This window comes from Paraburkholderia sp. MM6662-R1, from assembly GCF_050436245.1.
GTDB lineage: Bacteria > Pseudomonadota > Gammaproteobacteria > Burkholderiales > Burkholderiaceae > Paraburkholderia > Paraburkholderia tuberum.
The window spans coordinates 1,105,908-1,128,989 of record NZ_JBNDLV010000004.1 but is presented as its reverse complement, the minus strand read 5'-3'; the positions used below and the strand labels follow the sequence as shown (position 1 = coordinate 1,128,989).

The 23,082-nt window shown below is 61.3% G+C and carries 19 protein-coding genes and 1 pseudogene; 8 read left to right on the top strand and 12 right to left on the bottom strand.

The genetic code is table 11. From position 1 onward, the window contains the following. Nucleotides 1-93 precede the first annotated feature (93 nt). Together OKW39_RS35070 and OKW39_RS35065 are read left to right on the top strand one after the other, a co-directional pair. The gene (locus tag OKW39_RS35070) at nt 94-642 is read left to right on the top strand and encodes an AraC family transcriptional regulator (RefSeq protein WP_429564728.1); all 549 of its coding nucleotides are present in this window, start codon (nt 94-96) and stop codon (nt 640-642) included. Between the two features lie 288 nt (nt 643-930). Beyond that, nucleotides 931-2,295, top strand: a complete 1,365-nt coding sequence (locus OKW39_RS35065) for an MFS transporter (protein WP_429564727.1) — start codon at nt 931-933, stop codon at nt 2,293-2,295. 74 nt (nt 2,296-2,369) lie between these two features. On the opposite strand, the gene OKW39_RS35060 is transcribed toward OKW39_RS35065, so the two are convergent. Together OKW39_RS35060 and OKW39_RS35055 are read right to left on the bottom strand one after the other, a co-directional pair. Next, nucleotides 2,370-3,203, bottom strand: coding sequence for an AraC family transcriptional regulator (locus OKW39_RS35060; RefSeq protein WP_429564726.1), 834 nt, complete (start codon nt 3,201-3,203; stop codon nt 2,370-2,372). Nucleotides 3,204-3,248: 45 nt separating this feature from the next. Next, entirely contained in the window at nt 3,249-4,742 is a 1,494-nt protein-coding gene (locus OKW39_RS35055) for a DHA2 family efflux MFS transporter permease subunit (RefSeq protein WP_429564725.1), read from the bottom strand. A 164-nt stretch (nt 4,743-4,906) separates the two neighbouring features. Between OKW39_RS35055 and OKW39_RS35050 the strand changes: the two genes are divergently transcribed. Both OKW39_RS35050 and OKW39_RS35045 read left to right on the top strand, forming a co-directional pair. Beyond that, nucleotides 4,907-5,035, top strand: coding sequence for a DUF6402 family protein (locus OKW39_RS35050; RefSeq protein ID WP_429333240.1), 129 nt, complete (start codon nt 4,907-4,909; stop codon nt 5,033-5,035). After that, nucleotides 5,032-5,409: a hypothetical protein gene (locus OKW39_RS35045; RefSeq protein ID WP_429333241.1), complete on the top strand. Its 378-nt coding sequence runs from the start codon at nt 5,032-5,034 to the stop codon at nt 5,407-5,409. Before OKW39_RS35050 ends, OKW39_RS35045 begins: the two co-directional genes overlap by 4 nt. 88 nt (nt 5,410-5,497) lie before the next feature. Here OKW39_RS35045 and OKW39_RS35040 read toward each other — a convergent pair whose 3' ends face one another. The 10 genes and pseudogenes from OKW39_RS35040 to OKW39_RS34995 form a co-directional block, all read right to left on the bottom strand. Continuing rightward, entirely contained in the window at nt 5,498-6,721 is a 1,224-nt protein-coding gene (locus OKW39_RS35040; RefSeq protein ID WP_187611598.1) for a dienelactone hydrolase family protein, read from the bottom strand. A 33-nt stretch (nt 6,722-6,754) separates the two neighbouring features. Then, the gene (locus OKW39_RS35035) at nt 6,755-8,395 is read right to left on the bottom strand and encodes an AMP-binding protein (RefSeq protein WP_429565478.1); all 1,641 of its coding nucleotides are present in this window, start codon (nt 8,393-8,395) and stop codon (nt 6,755-6,757) included. Between the two features lie 84 nt (nt 8,396-8,479). Next, nucleotides 8,480-8,875 carry a RidA family protein gene (locus tag OKW39_RS35030; protein WP_090807891.1) on the bottom strand — a complete coding sequence of 132 codons (396 nt, stop codon included), beginning with the start codon at nt 8,873-8,875 and terminating at the stop codon, nt 8,480-8,482. Further along, nucleotides 8,872-9,315: an acyl-CoA thioesterase gene (locus OKW39_RS35025; RefSeq protein ID WP_429333242.1), complete on the bottom strand. Its 444-nt coding sequence runs from the start codon at nt 9,313-9,315 to the stop codon at nt 8,872-8,874. The genes OKW39_RS35030 and OKW39_RS35025 overlap by 4 nt, the downstream gene beginning before the upstream one ends. Further along, entirely contained in the window at nt 9,312-10,523 is a 1,212-nt protein-coding gene (locus OKW39_RS35020) for an acyl-CoA dehydrogenase family protein (RefSeq protein ID WP_429364642.1), read from the bottom strand. Before OKW39_RS35020 ends, OKW39_RS35025 begins: the two co-directional genes overlap by 4 nt. A 1-nt stretch (nt 10,524) precedes the next feature. Continuing rightward, on the bottom strand, nt 10,525-11,376 hold the full coding sequence (locus OKW39_RS35015; protein ID WP_429364640.1) for an enoyl-CoA hydratase family protein: 852 nt from the start codon (nt 11,374-11,376) through the stop codon (nt 10,525-10,527). Between the two features lie 19 nt (nt 11,377-11,395). Continuing rightward, nucleotides 11,396-11,956 (bottom strand): MarR family winged helix-turn-helix transcriptional regulator, encoded by a 561-nt coding sequence (locus OKW39_RS35010; RefSeq protein WP_184030378.1) that lies wholly within the window; start codon nt 11,954-11,956, stop codon nt 11,396-11,398. Continuing rightward, the gene (locus tag OKW39_RS35005; RefSeq protein WP_429364638.1) at nt 11,953-12,726 is read right to left on the bottom strand and encodes an SDR family NAD(P)-dependent oxidoreductase; all 774 of its coding nucleotides are present in this window, start codon (nt 12,724-12,726) and stop codon (nt 11,953-11,955) included. Before OKW39_RS35005 ends, OKW39_RS35010 begins: the two co-directional genes overlap by 4 nt. Continuing rightward, nucleotides 12,723-15,107: a bifunctional salicylyl-CoA 5-hydroxylase/oxidoreductase gene (locus OKW39_RS35000; protein ID WP_429364637.1), complete on the bottom strand. Its 2,385-nt coding sequence runs from the start codon at nt 15,105-15,107 to the stop codon at nt 12,723-12,725. The genes OKW39_RS35005 and OKW39_RS35000 overlap by 4 nt, the downstream gene beginning before the upstream one ends. Nucleotides 15,108-15,238: 131 nt before the next feature. After that, nucleotides 15,239-16,616, bottom strand: a pseudogene (locus tag OKW39_RS34995) (IS4 family transposase). 374 nt (nt 16,617-16,990) lie between these two features. On the opposite strand from OKW39_RS34995, the gene OKW39_RS34990 reads away from it, so the two are divergent. The 4 genes from OKW39_RS34990 to OKW39_RS34975 all read left to right on the top strand — a co-directional run bounded on the left by OKW39_RS34990 (nt 16,991) and on the right by OKW39_RS34975 (nt 22,706). Next, on the top strand, nt 16,991-17,896 hold the full coding sequence (locus OKW39_RS34990; protein WP_429564724.1) for a radical SAM protein: 906 nt from the start codon (nt 16,991-16,993) through the stop codon (nt 17,894-17,896). Nucleotides 17,897-17,928: 32 nt separating this feature from the next. Beyond that, on the top strand, nt 17,929-18,285 hold the full coding sequence (locus OKW39_RS34985) for a DUF6375 family protein (protein ID WP_429564723.1): 357 nt from the start codon (nt 17,929-17,931) through the stop codon (nt 18,283-18,285). A gap of 371 nt (nt 18,286-18,656) precedes the next feature. Further along, the gene (locus tag OKW39_RS34980) at nt 18,657-22,355 is read left to right on the top strand and encodes a hypothetical protein (protein WP_429564722.1); all 3,699 of its coding nucleotides are present in this window, start codon (nt 18,657-18,659) and stop codon (nt 22,353-22,355) included. A gap of 3 nt (nt 22,356-22,358) precedes the next feature. Continuing rightward, entirely contained in the window at nt 22,359-22,706 is a 348-nt protein-coding gene (locus OKW39_RS34975; RefSeq protein WP_429564721.1) for a hypothetical protein, read from the top strand. Nucleotides 22,707-23,082: the final 376 nt, after the last annotated feature.

Sequence of the window (23,082 nt, the reverse complement as noted above, 5' to 3'; positions counted from 1 at the left end):
CTCGGCAGCGAGCCAATTGAAGATCGAGCAAGTCCCGCTAGGTAAGATGTGTCCAACCTCGGCGACCATATCGAAACTCGCACGATCCAGACCATGTTAGCTCACACAGACGCCGCCGCTGCCTACGTGCCCGTCGCACGCTACGTGCAGTTGATGCGCTTGCGTCGCGCGGGCCGCCGCCTCGCGTCGCAGGCGTCGTGCCCGGTTCTCGATGCCGCGCTCGAACATTGTGGTTCGCTCGGACTCGTCAACGAGAGTGCGCGCAAGTTCATCGATTGGCGTATTCAAAGCGGACAATCACCGGTGGCGTCGAGCCGAACCTTCGGCATCCCGCACGGCAATCCAGACACCGTGCCAGAGGATGAATTCCGTTTCGATATCTGCGGAGAGATCGACGAGCCGGTCGCGCCGAATCTCTATGGCGTGCGCGAACTCGTGATGCCCGGTGGTCGGTGTGCGGTGGTTCGGCACACGGGATTGACCGACCACATCGGCGAGACGATGTACCCGGTCTATCGCGACTGGTTGCCTTCGAGTGGGGAAGAGTTGCGGGATCATCCGCTGTTTTTCCACTACCTGAGCGTCTATCCTGAGACGCCGCTGGATCAGTGGCAGACGGATATCTACATTCCGTTGGTCTGATTGGGATGGGTGTGATGAGCATGTGAGATGCCTGCTAGCGCGGAGCAAGTCGCTCCCCATTCTTCGCAAAAGCTCATGTCCGAAGCCGCGGTTCGTTCGAAGTCCAATTCGATTTCGGCATCGGTATCAATTGCATTGAGCGAGGGTTGCCGGATTGCTAATTCGGCAAAAAATGCAATTTCGAAATGTTTCTGTTTTCGCTGCAGGTACCTCGCGTCCTCGCTGGAACCACGCAATACCTCAAATGTCAAAAAAAGATGTCACCCGTCCATTTTGGGGAGATATCAAATGGCTGCCACGCAATCAGGGGCGGTGCCCCTCTCGGATGAGGAGGCTCGGCGCCAGTTGCGCCGTGCTGTCATCGCCAGCACGATTGGTACCACAATCGAATGGTATGACTTCTTCCTGTACAGCATTGTCACGGGTCTTGTATTCGCGAAACTGTTCTTTCCTGAATCGGACCCGCTCGTCGGCACACTGCAAGCTTTTCTGATTTACGCTGTCGGCTTTATCGCGCGGCCGGTGGGCGCGGCGATTTTCGGCCACTATGGCGATCGCATCGGACGTAAAGCCACGTTAATCGTGACGCTGTTGCTGATGGGACTCGCGACGTTCGCCGTGGGCTTTGTTCCAACCTATGCGACGATCGGTATCTGGGGGGCAATCCTGCTCACGGCGCTGCGCTTCATTCAAGGTGTGGGCGTTGGAGGCGAGTGGGGCGGTTCGGTGTTGATGTCGATGGAGTGGGCACGTACCAACAAGCATCGCGGTTTCATCGCGTCCTGGCCGCAGTTCGGCGTACCGGCGGGATTGTTCGTCGCGAATCTGGTGGTGCTTGCCATCAGTCAGATCTCCGGCAGCGCATTTCTCACCTGGGGCTGGCGGGTGCCGTTTTTCCTCAGTATCGTGCTGGTCGCGATCGGCCTTTATATCCGCTTGAGTATCCTCGAGACGCCTATCTTCGCGAAGCTGCTCGCTGAGCGCAGGATCGAAAAGGCGCCGATGCGTGAAGTATTGCGCCGGCAGCCGAAAGACATTCTTCTGTCGGCTCTTGCGCGTATGGCGGAACAGGCGCCGTTCTATATTTTCACGGCCTTTATATTCACCTATGGTGTGATGAGTCTGGGCGTCACACGCGATCTGTTGCTCACGGCAGTGCTGGCCGCTTCGGTGCTGGAATTCTTCACGATTCCGCTGTTTGGTCACGTGTCTGATCTGATCGGACGTCGACGCATGTATGTGTTCGGTGCCGCTGCTGTCGGGCTATTCGGCTTCCTGTACTTTTTCATGGTTGGAACCCATAACCCGATATGGATCTTCGCGGCCATCGTTCTTTCGCTGGTGCCGCATGCGATGATGTATGGTCCCCAAGCCGCGTTGATCGCCGAATCGTTCACGGGCCGCTTGCGCTACAGCGGTGCGTCGATGGGCTATCAGTTGGCTTCCGTCATCGCTGGCGGTCCGGCACCGTTGATTGCGACGGCGCTTTATGCTTACTTCCATTCGGGATTTGCGGTGGCGTGGTATGTCTTCGCATGCGCTGTGATTAGCGTGGCCGCCGCCATGCGATTGGGCGATTACACGAATAAGGACATTTCGCGGGAATACGACGACGCGCATGCATTGCATGACAGCAGACATGCCACTCCGTGAACGATCAGGCGGACGGCCGGTCACAACGGCCATCCGCAACGGCCATCCGCAACGGCCATCCGCCGAATCGACCATCAACTTTTCAGCGGCAACCAGACTTCGACTCCACCCATCCCCGTCACTGGGTCGAACTGCTCGCCATACCGTTCGAAATGCGGTGCATCGGCAGGCACGTGCCCTGACGCGGGCAACCACTGATTCCAGATCGTATTCATCGTGCGACGAATGCCTGAGATGTGCTCGCGATGAGCGAACACCGCATACCGTTGCGCGGCGATGCGCACACGACTCAACTCTGGCGGTAATGCGGAAAAATCGCTGACTTCGACGCCGCACATGTAGTCGAAGTTACCCAGTTCATCGGCGTTATAGCCAACGCCATAAGCCACCTTGCCGACCTGTCCCGGCACCCTGCCGTACCAGGCGCCAAAGCGCTGCCATTGGGATGGGATCGCCTTGCTGCTGTCGCACGTATAGCGCTCGCTCAGTCCAGCGACGAGAAACGCTCGCGCGTCTTCGAAGCGCGGCGGGTCCAGATGGGTGAGAAGGGTTTCGTCCATTTTGATCGGCTCCACGATGGTCAGGTTGTCGAGATGACCCCGCGCGCGCAGCGCGTCGGGCGTGAGCCCGAACTGTTCGCGAAACGCGCGCGTGAATGCTTCGTGAGAGCCGTAGCCGGCGTCGAGAGCGACCGCGAGGATGTCGGGCGCACCATCGGCCAGACGTCGTGCGGCCTCGCTCAAACGCCGTGCGCGAATGTAGCGCATCACCGGCATCCCGGTGGCCGCTTCGAACGCGCGCGCGAGGTGAAAGCGCGATACGCAGCCACAGCGGGCGATGCCGTCGAGCGTTAACTCGCCGGCGAAGTGGCTTTCGATATACCAGAGCGCTTTTCCAACCGGGTTCATCTCGGCTCTCATGTCAGCATGAAGCCAGCATAGTCAGCGGCGAACTCACGCATTTGATCGCGCTTGCGGTTTTGCAGCCGCGGCGGAGGGCCGAGACGATTCCGCCGCCTCACCATGCACGCCCGCGGCGCCACCCGCCTGCCCCGGCCTCAGCAACAGCCCACCCAGCACGCCGGCCGCCGCCGCAAAAACCGCCCCAAACAGAAACGCGACGTGATACCCGCTGTTCAGCGCAGCCGCCGCACTCGACGACGCCTGCATCGCCTCGCTACGCGCGGCGGCAAGACTCGCGAGCACCGCAAGCCCGAGCGCCCCGCCCATCATGAACGATGTATTGACGATGCCCGACGCGAGGCCCGAATCGGCGGGATCGACGTCGCTCATCGCGGCGAGCAGCAGCGGATTGAACGCGATGCCCGCGCCAAAGCCGAGCAGCAACATGCCGGGCAACACGTCGGGTACGAAGCTGCCGTCGACGGGCGCACGCGCGAACAGCGCAAGCCCGCATGCCGCGATCAGCAGGCCGGCCGCGAGCGGACGACGCAGCCCGAAGCGCATCACCACGCGCGCCGACAATCCCAGCGAAAAGAGTCCCATGATCAGGTTCGCGGGCAGAAACGCGAGCCCCACCTGCAATGGCCGATAGCCGAGCACGCGCTGCAGATACAGCGCCGAAATAAAGAACCATGCGAACATCGCCGCCGCCCACAACACGCCGACCAGGTTCGCGGTCGCGACATTGCGCAAACGCAGCAGAGCGAGCGGCATCAACGGGTGTTCGATTCTCGCCTCGATTGCGAGGAACACGGCAAGCAGCGCGAGCCCGACGAACAGCAGGCCGAGCGTTTGCGCCGAAGTCCAGCCCGCTTCGTTGCCGTTGACGATCGCATAGACTGCCAGCATCAGCGATGCGGTCACGCTGAGCGCCCCGGCCACGTCGAGCCGTTCGCCGTGCGCGTGGCCGCGCGCAGCGGGCAGTAGCGCGAGGCACAGCGCGTACACCGCAATGCCGATCGGCAGATTGACCAGGAAGATCCAGTGCCAGCTCAGCAGGTTGGTGAGCAGTCCGCCGAGCAGCACGCCGATGCTGCCGCCGCCCGCGCAGACAAAGCCATACACGCCCATCGCCTTCGCGCGTTCGCCGGCTTCGGTGAACAGATTCATGATCAGCGACAACGATACCGCCGAGACGATCGCACCGCCCAGGCCCTGCACGGCGCGCGCGGCGACCAGCAGCACCTGCGAATTCGCGAGGCCGCAGGCGAGCGAAGCGAGCGTGAAGAGCGTAATGCCGCTGAGAAACAGCTTGCGGTGTCCGTACAGATCGCCAAGCCTTCCGCCGAGCAGCAGGCAGCCGCCGAACGTCAGCATGTAGGCGTTGACGACCCACACGAGCGAAGTTTCGCTAAAGCCGAGATCGGCTGCGATGGACGGCAGCGCGACGTTGACGATGGTCGTGTCGAGCACGATCATCAGTACGCCGAGGCAGAGCACGATTAGCGCGAGCCAGCGTTGCTTGCCGTGGAGGGAATGGGTCATGCGGACGCCCCTTTACGCGGATTCGGTCGATCACCGACGATGGGTTTTCGAGTCTAGCACCCGCACATTTAGCGTCCAACTACGAAATCCTGGGCGGCGGCGCTGCGCGAAGCCGTATTTTTCCTATCCCGTTGCACTGGGGAACCCCGAAAGTCAGGGGCAACGTGTACTACCCGGTTCACAATAAGGACTTTAGAGAGTGGGCAATAAAACACCAGCGAGGAGGTGACTTCGTGATCTATTCGGATCGAAAGCTTGTTCGAATCGACCCACCGATCAAGGTGTATTTATGAAACCGGGGCGATCGATCGGATGGGGCGCTGTAGTGCTCACAGTCGCGTTTGCCGTGCTTCTTGTCGCGACGCACACCGATCACAGGAATGCGAGCGAATGCATCAAAAGCACGTCAAAAAACGGCCGCTACACTGCAGAGCGATGCCTGCTCCAATGGAGAGGCGGCAACGACCCGGCTTATCTCGGTCAGGTCTACGACGCCGCGTCAGGCAAACTGCTAGTGCGCAGAACCTTCAGCACACCGGTTCCTGAATTGATTTGGGTGGACGACGAAGGCGTTTCATTTTCCCGCGGCGGCGGCGACGCGTCGTTTATAAAGCTGCCGCCGTCATTCTATGACCGCATGATCGCCAGATTTTCGTCGATTGGATGATGAGTTTTTCGGTCTTGCATGCCGCGATTAATACGCGCTGCCGGCGCGAGTCATTCGGATGATGCACAGCGACGGCAGCACCACTTCTTTAAACCTTCGACTTACCCCCCATCAACCCATTCGACGGCAACGTCTCATCGAGCAACTTCCTCGCACTTTCAATCCCCGCCACCGGCAAGCCCTCCGGATCGAGCAGCCCCACCTGCACGAGCACCGAAGCCTGATCCCAATAGATATGCTCGTTATAAAGCTTGTCGCCGCGGAAGCACACCACGGCGAGCATCGGCACCTCGAAGTACTTGCCGGTCGGCGCGACGCCCGGCAGCAGCCAGTCGATTTCGCAGCTATGCGTGCAGCTGAAAATGAATTCATCGACGACGCGATCCGAACCGATCGTGCGCGAAATCGGAATCAGCTTCGTGTCGGGCGGATTCGAGTTGACGAAGTGATGCGTGTAAAAGCGCTTCAGATTGTCATGCCCGACGCCGCCTGTCATCGTCGGCACGTGATTGACGTAGGGCTCGGCGACCATCGTCGGCATCACCGCGTCGACGTCGCGTGTCGCGAACTCGTGATAGCAGTGCGCTTCCCACAGCGCGTTCAGATCGTAGACCGGACCGAGCACCTTGCGCAGCAGCGCGAGCGTGCGCGAGTACGCCATCATCGCGGCGGGCTTGTCGTACTGTTTGCGCTGCGGCGCGGCGAACGCGTGATCGCAGCCGGGGTACACGTATTGCTCGATTTGCGCTCGCGTGCGCAGCGCGGCGCTGATGCGCTCGCGCGTTTCGGGTGGGCAGTGCGCGTCGTTTTCAGGGAAGTGGAACACCATCGGGCAGTTGATTGCCGATACTTCGTCGAGATGCGCTTCGAGGCCCACGCCGTAATAGCTGACCGCGCAATCGACGTCGGTGCGCGCCGCGCTCAGAAACGCGAGCTTGCCGCCGAGGCAGTAGCCGACCACGCCCACCTTGCCGGCCTGCTCGGGCAGTTCGCGTAACGCGGCGACGGTGGCGGCGATGTCCTTGACCGCGACATCGGCGTCGAACTGCCCCAGATAGCCGAGCGCCTCTTTCATGTCGGCGTCGCCGTAGCCAAGCGCAATGCTCGGCTTGATGCGCCAGAACAGATCGGGCACGAGCACGACGTAGCCTTCTTCGGCGTAGCGATCGGCGCTCGCTTTCATCGTGTCGTTGACGCCGAAGATTTCCTGCAGCAGCACGAGCCCTGGGCCCGAGCCCTGCGCGGGCCGCGCGACGTATGCGTTGAAACGGCCGCCATCGTGGGCGACGACTTCGATGAAAGAGCCGGCCATGCAGTCTGCCTCCAGTCTCACGAAAGATAGGGGTTACGTCATCATGCGCAACTCGAAACGTTTGAGCTTGCCGGTTTCGGTGCGCGGCAGCGCGCCGACGAACGTGATGACGCGGGGATATTTATACGGCGCGACGTTATTCTTAACGAAATCCTGCAGCTGCGCGACCAGTTTATCGTCGGCGGCGTAGCCCGGGTTCACCACGACGAAGGCTCGCACGATTTGCCCACGCGTTTCGTCGGGCACGCCGATCACGCCGCATTCGGCCACCGCCTCGTGCTGCATCAGCACGCTTTCCACCTCAGGACCGGAGATGTTGTAGCCGGCCGACACGATCATGTCGTCGGCGCGCGCCTGGTAGAACACGTAGCCGTCCGCGTCGAGATAGACCGAATCGCCCGGCAGGTTCCAGCCGTCGCGCACGAAGCGCGACTGCCGTTCGTCGGCCAGATAGCGGCAGCCGGTGGGGCCGCGCACCGCGAGTTTGCCGATCGTGCCGGGCGGCACGGGTTGCATGTCGTCGTCGACGGCTTGCACGACGTAGCCCGGCACCGCGCGGCCGATCGCGTTCGGCCGGATCTCCGCGCCTTGCGACGAAACGAAGATGTGGATCAGCTCGGTGCCGCCGATACCGTCGATCATGTCGATGCCGGTCGCCTCGCGCCACTGGCGCCGCGTCGAATCGGGCAGCGCCTCGCCGGCCGACACGGTCTTCTGCAGCGACGAAAGGTCATGTTGCGCGACGAGCGGCGCCATCTGCCGATAGAACGTCGGCGCGGTGAACATCACGGTCGCATGAAATCGTTCGACCACCTCGAGCAAGGTCTGCGGCGTCAGCTTTTCGACCAACACCGTCGAGGCACCGACGCGCAGCGGAAAGCACAGCAGCCCGCCGAGCCCGAACGTGAACGCGAGCGGCGGTGTGCCGCAGAAGATGTCGTTCGCGCAAGGCTTCAGCACATGACGCGGGAACAGGTCGCACATCGCGATCATGTCGCGATGGAAATGCATGCAGCCTTTCGGCGCACCGGTCGTGCCGCTCGTGAACGCGATCAGGCAGATGTCGTCCGCGGCGGTGTCGCTGGCGGTGAAGTATTCGGGCTTGTTGACGGCGAGCGTGTCGAGCGAATCGGCGGAGTCGTCGTGAAAGCGGCGGGTCTGTTTCAGCACCGCGCAGTAGAACTCGTCCCGCGGATTCGTGCAGCGCTCGAGTTCCGCGCTCAGGCGCGCGTCGCAAAGCGCGGCGCTGACCTGCGCCTTCTCGATGATCTGCTTGAGCTCCTTCGCGCGCAGCAGCGGCATGGTCGGCACGACGACGAGCCCGGCCTTCAGCGCCGCGAGTGTGGCGACGGCCATCTGCAATGTGTTCGGTCCGCGCAGCAGCACGCGGTTGCCGGGGCGCAAGCCCATTTCATCGACGAGCACATGCGCGCTGCGGTTGACCAGCGCGAGCAGTTCGCCGTACGTGGTGGCTTGCGGCTTGCCGTCCACGTCGGACCAGATCGCCGGCCGGTCGCGATGCCCCGCCTCGATGGTCCGCTCCAGCAGTTCGGTCGCGCAGTTCAGCCTCGGCGGATAGGCGACGTCCGGATTGTCGAGCAGCAAGACGGGCCATTGATCCTGCGGCGGAAGATTGTCGCGCGCGAAAGTATCGACGTGTGCTGACGGTTCCATCATGGTCTCCCGAGGCGTTGAGCCGGAAAATGCGCTTCGTTCGGTGTGAAGGGCTTGCCTGTGCGTTCGGTACCTGTACGACGTTCAGTACGGAATCACCGCGGTGGCTTCGATCTCGACCTTCGCGCGGTCTTCCATCAGCGCGACGACCTGCACCGCGCTCATCGCGATGTCGTAGTCGCCGATCAGCTCGCGAAACGCGCGGCCGATGTCCTTCAGCGATGCGAGATACTCGCGCTTGTCGGTCACGTACCACGTGAGGCGCACGAGGTGTTCGGGCTTGCCGCCCGCTTCGCGCAGCACGGCGAGCAGATTCTTCAGCGCCTGCTCGGACTGCTGCGCGAAGTCATCGGACTGGAACTGCGCCTGTTCGTCCCAGCCGATCTGGCCGGCGATGAACACCTGCGTGCCGCTCGCAGCGACGCCGTTCGCATAGCCGCGCGGTTTGACCCAGCCGGCGGGAAGGAGAGCCTGTTTCATGAGCGATGCGCCTCGATGGAGGGGGCCGATAGAGCGTACGCCGCGAGCGCGCTCGCGACGTCGCCGGGAATATCGATGGATTTGCCGCTGTCGAACGATATGAACACGAGCACCTGTTTAGAGCGGAAACGCGTTTCGCCGTTGCAATGACCGTGAATCTCGATGCCGATCGAACTGCGGCCGATGGTTCGGACCTTGAGCGTGAGCAGGATCGTTTCGCCCATCTGGCTCGGCCGCGAGAACTCGCAGTCGAGCTTGACGATCGGCAGTCCGATGCGGCGCCGCGCGATCATGTGCGCGTAGTCGATGCGCAAGCCCTCGTTGAACCAGTCTTCGACGAGCACGTTGGTCATCACGAGGTACTGCGGAAAGAACACGATGCCCGCGGGATCGCAGTGCGAAAAGCGGATGCGTATGGGCCGCTCGAACGAAGTGCTCATTGCGCATTCCCGTTCGCGGCGGCATGCGCCCTCAACAGATCGCGGCCGACGATCAGCTGCTGCACCTCGGTCGCGCCTTCGTAGATGCGCAGCGCGCGGATCTCGCGGTACAGCATCTCGACCGCGCTGCCGCTTTGCACACCCATGCCGCCGTAAAGCTGCACTGCCGCGTCGATCACCTGCTGCGCGCCTTCGCTCGCGTGCCACTTCGCCATCGCGGCTTCGCGCGTGACGCTTTCGCCCTGGTCGCGCAGCCACGCGGCGCGATAGACGAGCAGCGCGCTGCTGTCGATCGTCAACGCCATCTGCGCGAGCTTCGCCTGGGTCAACTGGAAGTCGCCGAGCGTCTGGCCGAACATCTTGCGCGACGCCGCGCGCGCGAGGCCCTCGGCCATCGCATGACGGGCAAAGCCAAGCGATGCGGCCGCCACCGAGGTGCGGAAAATATCGAGCGTGCGCATGGCGATCTTGAAACCTTCGCCTGGCGCACCTAGCATCTGGCTCTTCGGCACGCGCGCGTTCGTGAAGCGCAGGCGCGCGAGCGGATGCGGCGCGATTACGTCGATGCGCTCGGCGATGTCGAGGCCCGGCGTCTGCGCATCCACGATGAACGCGCTGATGCCGCGCGCGCCCGGCGCTTCGCCAGTGCGCGCGAACACCACGTAGAAGTCCGCGATGCCGCCGTTCGAAATCCACGTCTTTTCGCCGTCGAGCACGTATTGCTCACCCTCTTCGCGAGCCGCGAGCGCCATCGCGGCGACGTCCGAGCCCGCTTGCGGCTCCGACAGCGCGAACGCGGCGATCGCCGTGCCGCTCGCGACGCGCGGCAGATAACGCGATTTCTGCTCATGCGTGCCCGCGAGCGAGATCGCGCCCGAGCCGAGGCCTTGCATCGCCAGTGCGAAATCGGCGAGGCCCGAATAGCGCGCGAGCGTTTCGCGCAGCAGGCATACGGCGCGCGTGTCGATCGTGTCGCCGTGGCCGCCATAGGCGACACCGCCGACGCCGTATTTCAGCCAGCCGGCGTGACCGAGTTCGCGCACCAGCACACGGCAGGTCGCATCGGTGTCGCCATGTTCGTTATGCGTGAGATGCGCGCGGCACCATGCGTCGATGCCTGCCGCGAGTTCGCGATGACGCGGCTCGAAAAACGGCCACGCGAGCGGGCTGTGCAAATCGATCGGGATGTTCTGATGATCAGCGCTCAACTCAGTCTCCTTCGAACACCGGACGCGTCTTCGCCGCGAACGCGTTGTACGCGCGCTCGAAATCGCGCGTGCCCATGCAGATCGCCTGCGCCTGCGCTTCGGATTCGATCGCTTCGTCGATGCTCATACTCCATTCCTGGTGCAGCATCTTCTTCGTCATGCCGTGCGCGAAGCTCGGGCCGGCCGCGAGATCGGCGGCGAGCTTCTGTGTTTCTTCGATGAGCGCGGCCGGGTCGCACAGGCGGTTGTAAAAGCCCCAGGCGTGAGCTTCGTCGCCGCTTGCCGAGCGGCCGGTGAACAGCAGTTCGGCGGCGCGTCCCTGGCCGATGATGCGCGGCAGCATCGCGCACGCGCCCATGTCGCAGCCGGCGAGGCCGACGCGCGTAAACAGGAACGCGAGCTTGCTGCGCGCGGTGCCGAGGCGCAGATCGGAAGCCATCGCGAGGATCGCGCCGGCGCCCGCGCAGACGCCGTCGACGGCTGCGACGATCGGCTGCGGGCAATGGCGCATTGCCTTGACGAGGTCGCCGGTCATACGCGTGAACATCAACAACTCGGGCATCGGCAGATCGATCAGCGGCGCGATGATGTCGTGCACGTCGCCGCCCGAGCAGAAGTTTTCGCCCGCGCCGTGCAGCACGACGGCTTTCACGTCGGTCGCGTATGCGAGATCGCGGAACAGGTTGCGCAGCTCCGCATACGATTCGAAGGTCAGCGGGTTCTTGCGCTCGGGACGGTTCAGCGTGATCGTCGCGACCTTGTCGCTCACCGACCAGCCGACATGCTTCGCCTCGTAGCCTGCCAGGGTCAGGCGGTTGCCGGACAACAGTGCGTCGGCGTTGGATCGTGTCATGTATTCCTCCAGTGCGAAGTCAGCCTCTCAGGCTGTCGAGCAGATGCTGCTTGAGCTTGCCGAGGTCCTGATGCGTCTTCATCTTTTCGTCGAGGCTCAGGCCGCCGAACAGTTCGACGACCCATTGCTCGTGCGCGACGGCCATTTTGTCGAAGGCCTTGCGGCCAGCGGGCGTCAGGCACACGCTGATCGAGCGGCGGTCGTTCGGATCGGTGTCGCGCGTGACGAGCCCTTCTTTTTCGAGCTGATCGGTGATGCCAGTGACGTTGCCGCCCGTCACCATCAAACGGCGCGACAGCTCGGTCATCTTCAGGCCATCGGGATGTCGTTCGAGCTGCGCCATCAGATCGAATCGCGGCAGCGTGGTGTCGAATTCGGTGCGCAGACGTTTGCGCAATTCGGCCTGGACGAGGTTGGTGGTGGTCAGCATGCGCAGCCACAAACGCAGGCCCATGTGGCTGTCCGCTCCGGTGCTCATTTCGAGGTCCACGACGTTCTCCGCGGGTTGAGCCACGCCTTTGCGCGACAGCTTCGCATCCGATGCCGCCGCCGACTTTTTTGCTTGGGTTGATTTGCTCACATCACTTCTCCACCCGAAATGGAAATGGATTGCCCCGTGATCGCATCCGAGCCGGGGCGGCACAGCCACAACACCGCGTTCGCGACCTGCTCCGGATTCACGAAGCGGCGCTGCGGATTCGAGCGCAGCAGCGTTTCGCGCGCCTGTGCTGCGGTGCGCGAGGTCTTGCTCGTGATCTGTTCGAGCGAGGCATGCAGCAGCTCGGTTTCGGTGTAGCCGGGGCACACTGCATTGACCGTGATGCCGCGCGTCGCGGTTTCGAGCGCGAGCGAGCGCGTGAGACCGATCACGCCGTGCTTCGCGGCGCAATACGCGGCGACGTACGCATAACCGATTTGCCCCGCGGTGCTCGCGACGTTGACGATGCGGCCATAGCCGCGCTCGAGCATGCCGGGCAGGACGGCGCGCGTGCCGAGAAACACGCCAGTCAGATTCACGTCGAGCATGCGTTGCCACAGCGCGATATCGGTCTGCGTGAACGGCGCGGCCTGCGCCTGGCCCGCGTTGTTCACGAGGATATCGACGGCGCCCGCCTGCTCGAATGCGCGCGCCACCGAATCTTCTTGCGTGACGTCCACGCTGATACACGCGACGTCGCCGAGCGCCGTGCATTGCTCTCGCTGCGTGTCGAGGCGTTGCGCGTTGCGGCCCATCAGCGTGACGCGCGCGCCGGCGCGCAGCAGCGCCTGCGCGATGGCCGCGCCGATGCCGCCGCCGCCGCCGGTGACGACCGCGTGTTGTCCGGCGAGAGGAGTGTCTGAGGTGTTCACACGGTTCCTTCGGCGCGTTGCGCGCGTTGTTGCGCCGTGAGGCCGGCGTTGGCGATGGCCTGCGCACGCTCGCGTTCGAGGTTGCGTTCGAGCTGCATTTTCGCGGCGGTATAGGGTTTCGGCCACGCGACGTCGAGATAGCCGATCTTTGCCGCTTCGTTCAACGTCCACGACGGATTCGCGAGATGCGGCCGCGCGATCGCGCACAGATCGGCGCGACCCGCCGCGATGATGCTGTTCACGTGGTCCGCTTCCGAAATCGCGCCGACCGCGATCGTCGCGATGCCGGCTTCGTTGCGCACGCGATCGGCGAACGGCGTCTGGAACATGCGGCCAAACACGGGCTTTTCTTCCTTGCTGACCTGGCCCGACGACACGTCGATCATGTCCGCGCCGGCCGCCTTGAACGCTTGCGCGATCTTCACGGCGTCGTCGGGCGTGTTGCCGCCCTCGACCCAGTCGTGCGCCGAAATCCGCACCGAGATCGGCTTGTCTTGCGGCCACACCGCGCGGATCGCGCTGAATACCCGCAGCGGGTAACGCAGACGGTTTTCGAGCGGACCGCCGTATGTGTCGGTACGGTGATTCGTGAGCGGCGACAGGAAGCTCGACAGGAAATAGCCATGCGCGCAGTGCAGTTCGAGCCAGTCGAAACCCGCTTCGATCGACATGCGCGTCGCCTCGACGAACTGCTGCTCGATGGTGCGCAGTTCGTCATGCGTGGCTTCGCGCGAATGCTGGCTGATGCCGCGCAGATACTGCTGCGGCGACGCCGAAACGAGTGGCCAGTTGCCATCGTCGAGCGGCTGATCGATGCCTTCCCACGCGACGCGCGTCGAACCTTTCGCCCCCGAGTGGCCGAGCTGGATGCCGATCTTCGCATCCGATTGCAGATGGACCAGATCGACGATGCGTTTCCATGCGACCAGATGCTCGGGCGCGTACATGCCCGGGCATCCGGGCGTGATACGCGCTTCGGGCGACACGCAGGTCATCTCGGTCATCACGAGCGCGGCGCCGCCCATCGCGCGCGCGCCGAGATGCATCAGGTGATAGTCGCCGGCCACGCCGTTTACCGCCGAGTACTGCGCCATCGGCGACACCATCACGCGATTTTTCAGCTTGACGCCGCGCACCTTCAAGGGGGTGAACATCGGCGGAATCGAATGCCTGTCAGCTGCGCGCTCGACACCCGCGCGCTTCGCGAGCCAGTCCTCGAAACCGGACAGATACTGCGCATCGCGCTCGCGCAGGTTTTCGTGCGAGATGCGCTGCGAGCGCGTGAGCAACGAATACGCGAACTGTTCCGGCTCGAACGACGTATAACGATCGACGTGCTCGAACCATTCGGTCGAATTGCGCGCGGCGTTCTGGATGCGCAGCACGTCGACGCTGCGTACTTCGGTGTAGTGCTTCAATGCGGCGGCCAGATCGTCCAGGTGCGAACCCGGGTGCGCGCTGATGCTGTTCGCGAGTTCGATCGCGTCTTCGAGCGCGAGCTTGGTGCCCGAGCCGATCGAGAAGTGCGCGGTGTGCGCGGCGTCGCCCATCAGCACGATCGGCGTTCGTGTGCCGTTCGCGTTGCTGCGCCAATGCACCCATTCCTTGTTGACGACGCGCGGAAAACGGATCCATTGCGACGAGCCGCGCAGATGCGCCGCGTTCGACATCAGCGCGTTGCCGTCGAGGTACTTCGCGAACAGCTTCTCGCAGAACGCGATGCTGTCTTCCTTGCTCATTTCGTCGAGACCGGCGGCGCGCCACACGCGTTCCGGTGTTTCGACGATGAACGTCGAGGTTTGATCGTCGAAGCGGTAGGCGTGCGCCTGGAACCAGCCGAATTCGGTTTGCTCGAACGCGAACGTGAACGCGTCGAACAGCTTCTTCGTGCCGAGCCACACGAAGCGGCAGTCGCGCACGTCGATGTCCGGCTGGTAGGTGTCCGCGTATTTCTGGCGCACGAGGCTGTTCAGGCCGTCGCTCGCGATGATCAGGTCCGCGTCGTACGCGCTGTCGTCCACGACCTGGGTTTCGAACACGAGCTTCACGCCGAGTTCTTCGCAGCGCGCTTGCAGGATATTCAGCAGACGTTTGCGACCGATGCCGCAAAAACCGTGGCCCGATGAGCGCACGCTGCGGCCGCGAAAGTGAATCTCGATGTCGTCCCAGTGATTGAACGCGTCGAGAATCGCCTCGGCGCTCGGGGCGTCGGCGGCGCGCAGATTGCCGAGCGTCTGGTCGGAGAACACGACGCCCCAGCCGAAGGTGTCGTAGGGGCGGTTGCGCTCGATTACCATGACTTCATGGCCGGGGTTGCGTTGTTTCATCAACAGACCGAAGTACAAACCGGCCGGACCGCCGCCGATACAGACTATGCGCATGCTGGTTCCCCAAAATGAACTCTGCGGTGAGATTAATTTAGGTTTTGATAGTTTAGATGTCAAGTAAATTTCGGAGACGCGCAACAAAGCCTGCATCGAAGCAGGCGAGAACTAGGAGGAATGGCACTTACTTAAGCCCGTGGAGCGTGCCCATATTTTTGGACGCGCTCACGTGCGATGTGACGAGGCTCTTTCAGCCATGGGTAGGACTTCGGTCTTCGTTTGCGCATTCGTGGTTCGATGCGACCGGGGCGACTCCCAACGCAAGACTGCGTGATCAGGTTGAACAGGAGACTCTGGTTGTGAGTTGCCGTCAGACCTCTGGCCAGCCATTCAGTCCATAACTGCACCGGTGTGTTTGAAACTCAGTGTTCTCGGGTCAGTGGCATGGTGACTGGCGGCCTGAGCCATCAGCAGCCGAATCACGTTGTAGGCCAGCAGATGGACCCAGATCTCCTTTTCGTTCATGTGGGCAGTCTGGCAATGCAGCACATCCATGCCCATCGTCGTCTTGATGTTACGTAGATCCAGTTCCACGTCCCAGCGCCTGGCGTACAACTGCGAGAGGTCCTGTTTGCTGGTCTTGCGTGCATCAAGCATCGTGGTGACCAGCACCCGGTGATGCAGCCTGGACTCGCGCACCATCAGCTCATCGGGGAAGGCCTGGTACTGCTCATGCGTCATCCAGTCGGGACGCTGCCGGGGTTTGGGCCACGTCACAATGTGATCGCGCGTGCCCAGGGACCGGCCTCGCCGAAAGTCGGTGCGGCGTGCCCCATGCTGTTCCATCACGACGTCCACCCCGGCGGCGATCATTGAGGCCATCAGAAAGTAGTGGCAGTACAAGGCATCGGCGACGATCACGTCACCTTTGCGAAACGTGCCTTGCAGCATGCGAAACGCCGTCAGCTCCCCGCTGCCTTTGCCCGCGTAAGTTCCGACCGCCGACTCCAGTACTGCGCCGCTTGCCAGACAGATCACCGCAACCAGATAGGCCAATGGAAAGCCCACTCCTTCGGCCTGAGCACTGGACTGCGGGAAACGGGCCTGGTTCGACGGCGTATCGGGCATCGAGATCCCGGTGCCGTCAACCAGCTTGACCGGGCGCCCGCGCCACTTCCAGGCAGGCTCGGCCTGCTCATGCAGTTGGCGCCCCGTCTCGCGCGCCAACTCCCGCACCATCGTCAGCGGCAGTCTCTGGCGAGCGCGGCAGTAGCCTCCCGTACGCACACTCATGGGCCGCAGCCCGTCGGCAGCTCGCTGCGCCGCCCACCCGTTGACTGCCTTCTGACAGGAGGCGTCCTCTTCCAGCGCCTGGCGCATGAACATCGACAGTGTCACCGTCGGCGGATACAGCCGTTCCCGATGTTCTGGCAAATACGCTTCCGTTATGCCCAACAGCCCCGGGCTCGTCAGTATGTTGAAGTAGTCTACCGCCTGGGCCCTGCACGCCCGGCTTTGAACCCTGCTTCGTGTTTGCCTGTGATGACTTCGTGCATTACGATCCATGGGGGCTGATCTTTGGAATGAGACGGTGTTTGCCTGGTAACAACCATCGTATCAATCCCTGGATCAGCCCCCTCCCTTTCTCTTCAAGCACTTACCCGCGTCTTCTCCTCCATGTAGGCTTAAGTAAGTGCCATTCGTTCTAGAGGGGCGTCGACCGGTGATAGCTGACTTGCTGCCGGAAAAAGCGCTTTTCGACGAAGCGAGCGGCGATTAGCTGCAACCTTTCCAAAATGTACGCTTAACGTTAAATTGCTGTGTCTGGTGGGGGCGGTGTGCCGTGTGCTACAGACGCCGCGATTCTGCGGCAATGAGAAAAAATTCTAGGCAGATTCGTCAATTCGACGGATGGTCCAGCTACAAGATTCAAGAAAAACGTGAAATATCGGAATGGGCCAGACGGCCTACATATTTTTGACCGGAAAACCGGGTTTAACGCGCTATTTGACGAAGTTCGAATTCCTCGTGAACGCTGGTCCAACGCGCCTCGCCATGTTTCCGTCGCACTCACTAACCTCTGCGACCTCCATTGTGCGTATTGCTATGCGCCGAAACACCGGGCAGTGCTCGATGTCGATGTTGTTGGACGGTGGCTATCGGAGTTGGATGCCGCAGGTTGCTTGGGTGTTGGTTTCGGTGGAGGAGAACCGACGCTTCATCCTGCTTTCGCGCAAATCTGCGAGTCGGCAGCCAGAAATACGGCGCTGGCCGTCACATTCACGACCCACGGCCAGCGGCTCGTGCCACCGCTCCTCGATCGACTTGCGGGCAATGTCCATTTCATCCGTATCAGCGTCGATGGAGTGAGTGGCACATACGAGCGCCTGCGTGGGCGTCCGTTCGAAGCGCTGCGGCAGAGGCTGCGCGATGCTCTACAGATCGCGCCCGTTGGAATCAACGTTGTAGTCAATCAGGACACGATAGGTGAGTTGGACGCTATAGCAGCTCTCGCGGAGGAGGTCGCGGCGTCCGAGCTACTGCTGCTTCCCCAGCAGGCGACTCCAACGGTAAGCGCAATCGATGCGTCTTTGAAGCATCAACTTGAATCGTGGATTAACGCGGCCCGTCCCCGGGTGCGCTTGGCGATCAGTGAAGCAGGCTCCGAGGGGATGCCGACGTGTGATCCGTTGCCTAACGAGAAGGGTCTAAGGTCGTATGCACACATCGACGCGTCTGGGTTCGCAAGGCAAAACTCGTACGCGAAAGAAGGAATCATGGTCGGCGATGAAGGGGTCATTGCCGCGATCGACCGCCTGCGGGCGGTGACAGGAGATATGAATTGAAAGTCTGGACAAGCTACGGGTCGGAACATTCCATGAACCTCGTGCTGGTTGGGCGATTCAAGCATGCGCGGGATGCAGAGCAGGTTGAATCTCTTATTGGCAAGCTGTCGGCCCAAGCCCAGAAAGATGAGACGTACAGCGTCTCCCATGGCGAGCCTGATGAGCAACGGTTCACTGGGGAAATGCTAAAGCTACTCAGGGAGCTTAACGTTTACTCGCTTGCTCCTGGGGAGATTGAGCAGTTCGCTTCCGACCACAGTCTGGAGCGAGATGAGGACAAGATAACGATCAAAACGGACGAGGCTGACGTGTCTGCGTTCATTAAACTGTTCGTTGAGGCGGGAGGGCGCGTCGAAGTTTTTTCCGCGCATCACCACGATGGCGAATAAAAATCGGATGCGCTAAGGCGAGAGGTAGTCAGATGGTTGCAGTGAATTGGGAAGTCTTTTCTCAGCTTCCGGGGGCAGCAGAGACTAATTTCGAGAAGCTTGCACGAGCGCTTGTTCGCCGAAACTACGGACAGTACGGTGACTTTAGGGAGCTAGCCAACCAGGCAGGGGTGGAATTCCACTTGAAACTCCACAGCCCATGCTCACTCGGGGATCCCGGGCGATGGTTTGGGTGGCAGTGCAAGTGGTACAGCATTGCTAGCGGTACCAATATCGGAGCGACGAGACGTAACAAAATCGTTGAAGGTCTGGAGAAGAGCAAGGCGACGCTGCCAGTTCTAACTGATTGGATCCTGTGGACGCGTCATACGTTGACGAAAGCGGACCAAGAATGGTTTTACGGCCTTCAGTCTGCGTATCCAAACTTCAAGCTCGGCCTTTTGACTGCTGACGATATAGGCGAACTTCTGGTTGGGCCAGCGGCGATCCTGCGGGAATCGTACTTCGGCGAGCTCGTCGTGACGCCTGACGTTCTGGCTCAACAGCATGCCGTGGCGGTTGCCCCGGTAAAGCGGAAATTTCAACCTGAGGTTCATCAGACCGCACTCGTCGAAACTCAGTTGCGGCGATACCTTGGCGGACATGAAGCGTGGGACGTTCTCACGAAGCTGGCGGATGACCTGCGCGCCGCGTCGCTTGCCATTGATAGCTGCGTTGACAGCCTGCCAGCACCGCTGCTCGCGCGAGTTTCAGAGCTGGTCCAGAGCGCGAAATCGATTGCGGACGATCTCGACGGACTGCACGGCGCATTGGCCGTGGGCGATTTACCGGCAATCCGGCAACTTCTTGCCTCAGACATGTCGTCGCCAGACGTCCATCGCAAGACGCTCGCAAAGTTGCGCAATGCTCGCTCGCCGGCCGCACTCATCGGCGCCAACTTGCTTGCTGACCTTCACTCTGCGCGGCACCAACTAGCCGAACTGCGAAAGTCCGTCGCAGCGGAGTCTGTCGCGGTTCTGGCTGCAGCGGGATACGGAAAATCTGAGCTGGCGATCAAGCTGACGCTCCCAGACGGCGAGTTCCCAGGTGGGGTCCTCTTTCTCGGCAACGCGCTTCATACCGGGCAAACTCTAGATCACCTCGCCCAGCGCTTCAAGATTTCCGGGCGCCAGGTGTCAACGTTTGAGAGACTGCTGGAAGCAATTGACGCTGCGGGGCAGCGCGCGGGCCGACGGATTCCGATTGTTTTTGACGGTTTGAACGAAAGTGAAGATCCGAGGAACTGGAAGGACCTGTTAGCCTCGGCGCAAGTCATGTTGAAGGGCTTTCCCTACGTCTTGCTGGTTGTCACGCTGCGTACGGAATTCGTCGGAGATTGTCTTCCCGAGGGCATCGAGCGCATCGAGCTACAAGGCTTCGTTAACAACCCAACGGCGCTGGCTGATTACTTCGCGTTCTATAAGATCGACGCGACGGACGCCGACTTACCTTTAGAGCAACTGGAGCATCCGCTAACGCTACGCATTTTCTGCGAGGTCGCCAATCCAGCGCGACAGCACACAGTCGGTGTTGAAGCGCTTCCGAACTCACTAACCACGCTTTTCAGCAGGTACTTTGACGCGGCCGCCACTCGCATTGCAGATGCGTCTCCGGGCTCGAAACGGATCTACCGGGAGGATGTTCGCGAGGCGCTCGTGCTGGTCGGCGAACTGCTCTGGAACGGCAATGGACGTGATGCCGATTTTAAGGAGCTACGTGCGGGTTTGAGAGAGCGAGGTGACTGGGACGTGAGCGTGGTTCGTAGCCTCGAATCGGAAGGCATTTTGATGCGTGTAGAGTCTCAGGAAGGGCGCCAGCGAATTGCGGTTGTATACGATTTGATGGCCGGGCAGTTGATTGCTGAACACCTGCTCGAATCTGAGAACATTGAGGCATGGCTTGGTGATCCAGCTAACGCCGCGAGACTCGACCCAAACGACAAAGAGGGGAGGCATACACTTGCCCACGATACACTTAGAGCGTTGGTTGATCTGTTTCCTCTGAGGGCGCATCGTCGGCAACTTTGGCAGGTAGTGCCGCAGCGATTGGTCCTATATTCGCTTTACCTAAGCTCGTTCGCGGACCCAGCGCACATTAATCGTGAGACGGTCAATGAGTTTGCGGCGCAGGCAAGTGCGAGGATTGGGTTTGCAAAGGCGCTTTTTTCGCGGCTGCGGTCAACGAGGGCGGCGCTGGCCCATCCGCTTGATGCACATTTCCTCGACGAGTTGCTCCGTAAGATGCCTGCGTCGCGTCGAGACCTCTCTTGGTCCGAGTGGATTCTCGGACAGCACGAGAAGGCCGTTGATGATTTGGAGTCGTTGCGCGCCCGATGGAAAGCGGGAAAAGGCGATCATCGGGAGATCGTCCGGGCTCGCTGGGTTATGTGGATTCTGACGACGACGGATCGCTACCTGCGCGATGTCGCAACCCGAGCGCTACATGCGCTCGCGCTCAGGCAGCCCGCCGAGTACTTCGGCCTGATGGTCGAGTCTCTGTCTGCGCCGGACCCCTATGTGCCCGAACGCATGTGCGCCGCAGGCTACGGCGCGGCTCTCTGTGGGTGGTCTGACGTTGATTCTCCAATGGCCGCAGCACTGCCGAATGTTGCCCGCGCACTCGTGGAGAACATGTTCCTGCCCTCCGCGCCTTCGCCAACGCGGCACGTGCTTTTGCGCCAAAACTGCCTTGGAATCATCGCGCTGGCCCGACGCGTTGAGCCGACGTGTATCGACGCCGTTGCGTTGCAGTATTTGAGCGCACCGTTCGCCGATCTCCCGTGCCCGTTCGGCGGCCCAACGCCTTTCTCGGAGCAACAAATTGAAGAGGCGGATGATGCCGCAATTGGCATGGACTTCGGGAACTACACAATCGGCAGCATCGTGCCCGGTCGTCACAACTACGATTTCGACCACGTCGAATACCGTAAGACGCGTCGCGACATTGTGGAGCGGATGCTGCAGCTTGGGTACGAGCCCAAGGCATACGAGGCCGTGGATTCGAACAAGGGAAGTAGTAGCCGGGCACGAAGCGAGAAGCGCAAGGTTGACCGATACGGGAAGAAGTACGGTTGGATCGCATATTTTGAGATGTGGGGGTGGCGTCTCGATCACAATCTGCTCCGCGAATGGAGAAGCAGCGACCGACCTAGTGACACTGGCATTGACCCAACATTCCCGGGACCTGTCTTGTCGTGGGATCCGTCACTCCCTGACCTGTTCAGTGCGAGCCCTGACGAGATGAGGACCTGGATTCAGGATGGGCCGGCGCCAGACTATGGTTCGCTGCTTCATCTGTCGGACGTCGCGGGGACGACGGGCGAGTGGTTGATGCTCGATGGGTACATCGATGGGACGGCAAACAACAACTACCGCAACGTGTTTACGTTTGTTCGCGCCATGTTCGTGAAACGGGCCGACGTCGAGCTCTTAATGGAAGTGTTAGGCGCGATGACGAACCCGGGAAACGACGCAATCCTGCAAATACCACAGCACTATTACACCTATGCAGGGGAGATGCCGTTTGGGGGCCCTCCTGATGCGCTCAACCTGTCGAAAGGGACCAGCGCGGCTGCGCCGGAACGAGCGGATACTCCGCCTTATGACGAAGCAGTCGTAAGTGTTCAATTGCCTGTTCACCAGTACGCTTGGGAGAGCTACCACAGCGAACTTAACAATTCGAATGGTGCTGTGCTCCCATGCGCAAATATCTGCGAAGCTTTCGGCTTGAGGTACTGCCCAGGCTCCTGGGATCTTCGGGACGCCCATGGCGCAGCTTCGTTGTATCGCGAACTCGGAGAAGGCAGCACTACTCTGAGCGGCCATGTGGCCTACATGCGTGCGGACGTGCTACGAAAATACCTAGACGATACAGGGCAAGCGCTGGTCTGGATGATTTGGGGGGAGCGCGGTCAGCATTTTCGCGGGCACACGAAACACGGAATAGACCTGCATGAAGCATTTGCATCCGGAAAGCATATCCATAAGCGATGGATAGTCTGGGTCGATCCACATGCGAAACCCACCTCTTGAAGGGTGGAAGAGCACCGACTTAAATCCCTCGATCGCGTCAGACGCGAGTCCGGCGCCAACCCAGTCAACGAGCCTTTCGGATGGCAACTTTCCGGTGCCGACGTCTTCGAGAATGCCGAGATACCCTCTGGACGGATCAAAGATCGCGCTAAATTCGCCTGCTTTGAGCGCTGCGTTGTGCTGCCTGAAGTGTCGGCGAAAGAATTCATCGGCAACGCGCTTCTTCTTTGCGCGCTTCGCTTCATGGCGCTCGCTTTTAATCTTCCATGCTGGCTTCTTCGGATTTTGCTGCGAGTGCAGAAACGCCGCCAACTGTTGATCATCGGCTTGAAATTTTTTGCCTGCGGCTAGCGCTTCGGCGGCGATGCCATTGGCATCCGTACCTAGCTGGATGAGATCCTTCCAGTCCTGCCGGAGCGTCTGTTGCCTATTATCAGCGCCGTCGAGTTGGTCTAGATGGTATGCAATGTCATGTGGGCGGCCATTAAGTCCGACAAGCCGCCGTGCGAGGTCGTAATCGGTCCGGAAAATAGAGAGTCGTGGCTGTATTTCGTAGAGGGCATAGCGCTGGACGGCTCGACGTAGGTCGTCGCGCGCGTCAAGACACGAGCGCAGGCCTTCCGTGGCACGCCGGTTGATCTGACCGGCTTGGGCAAGTATGCCAAGCCAACGCCAAAGTGCTGCGGCGTCCTCTGTGGATATGAACTCCGCGTCTAATGCGCGCGCT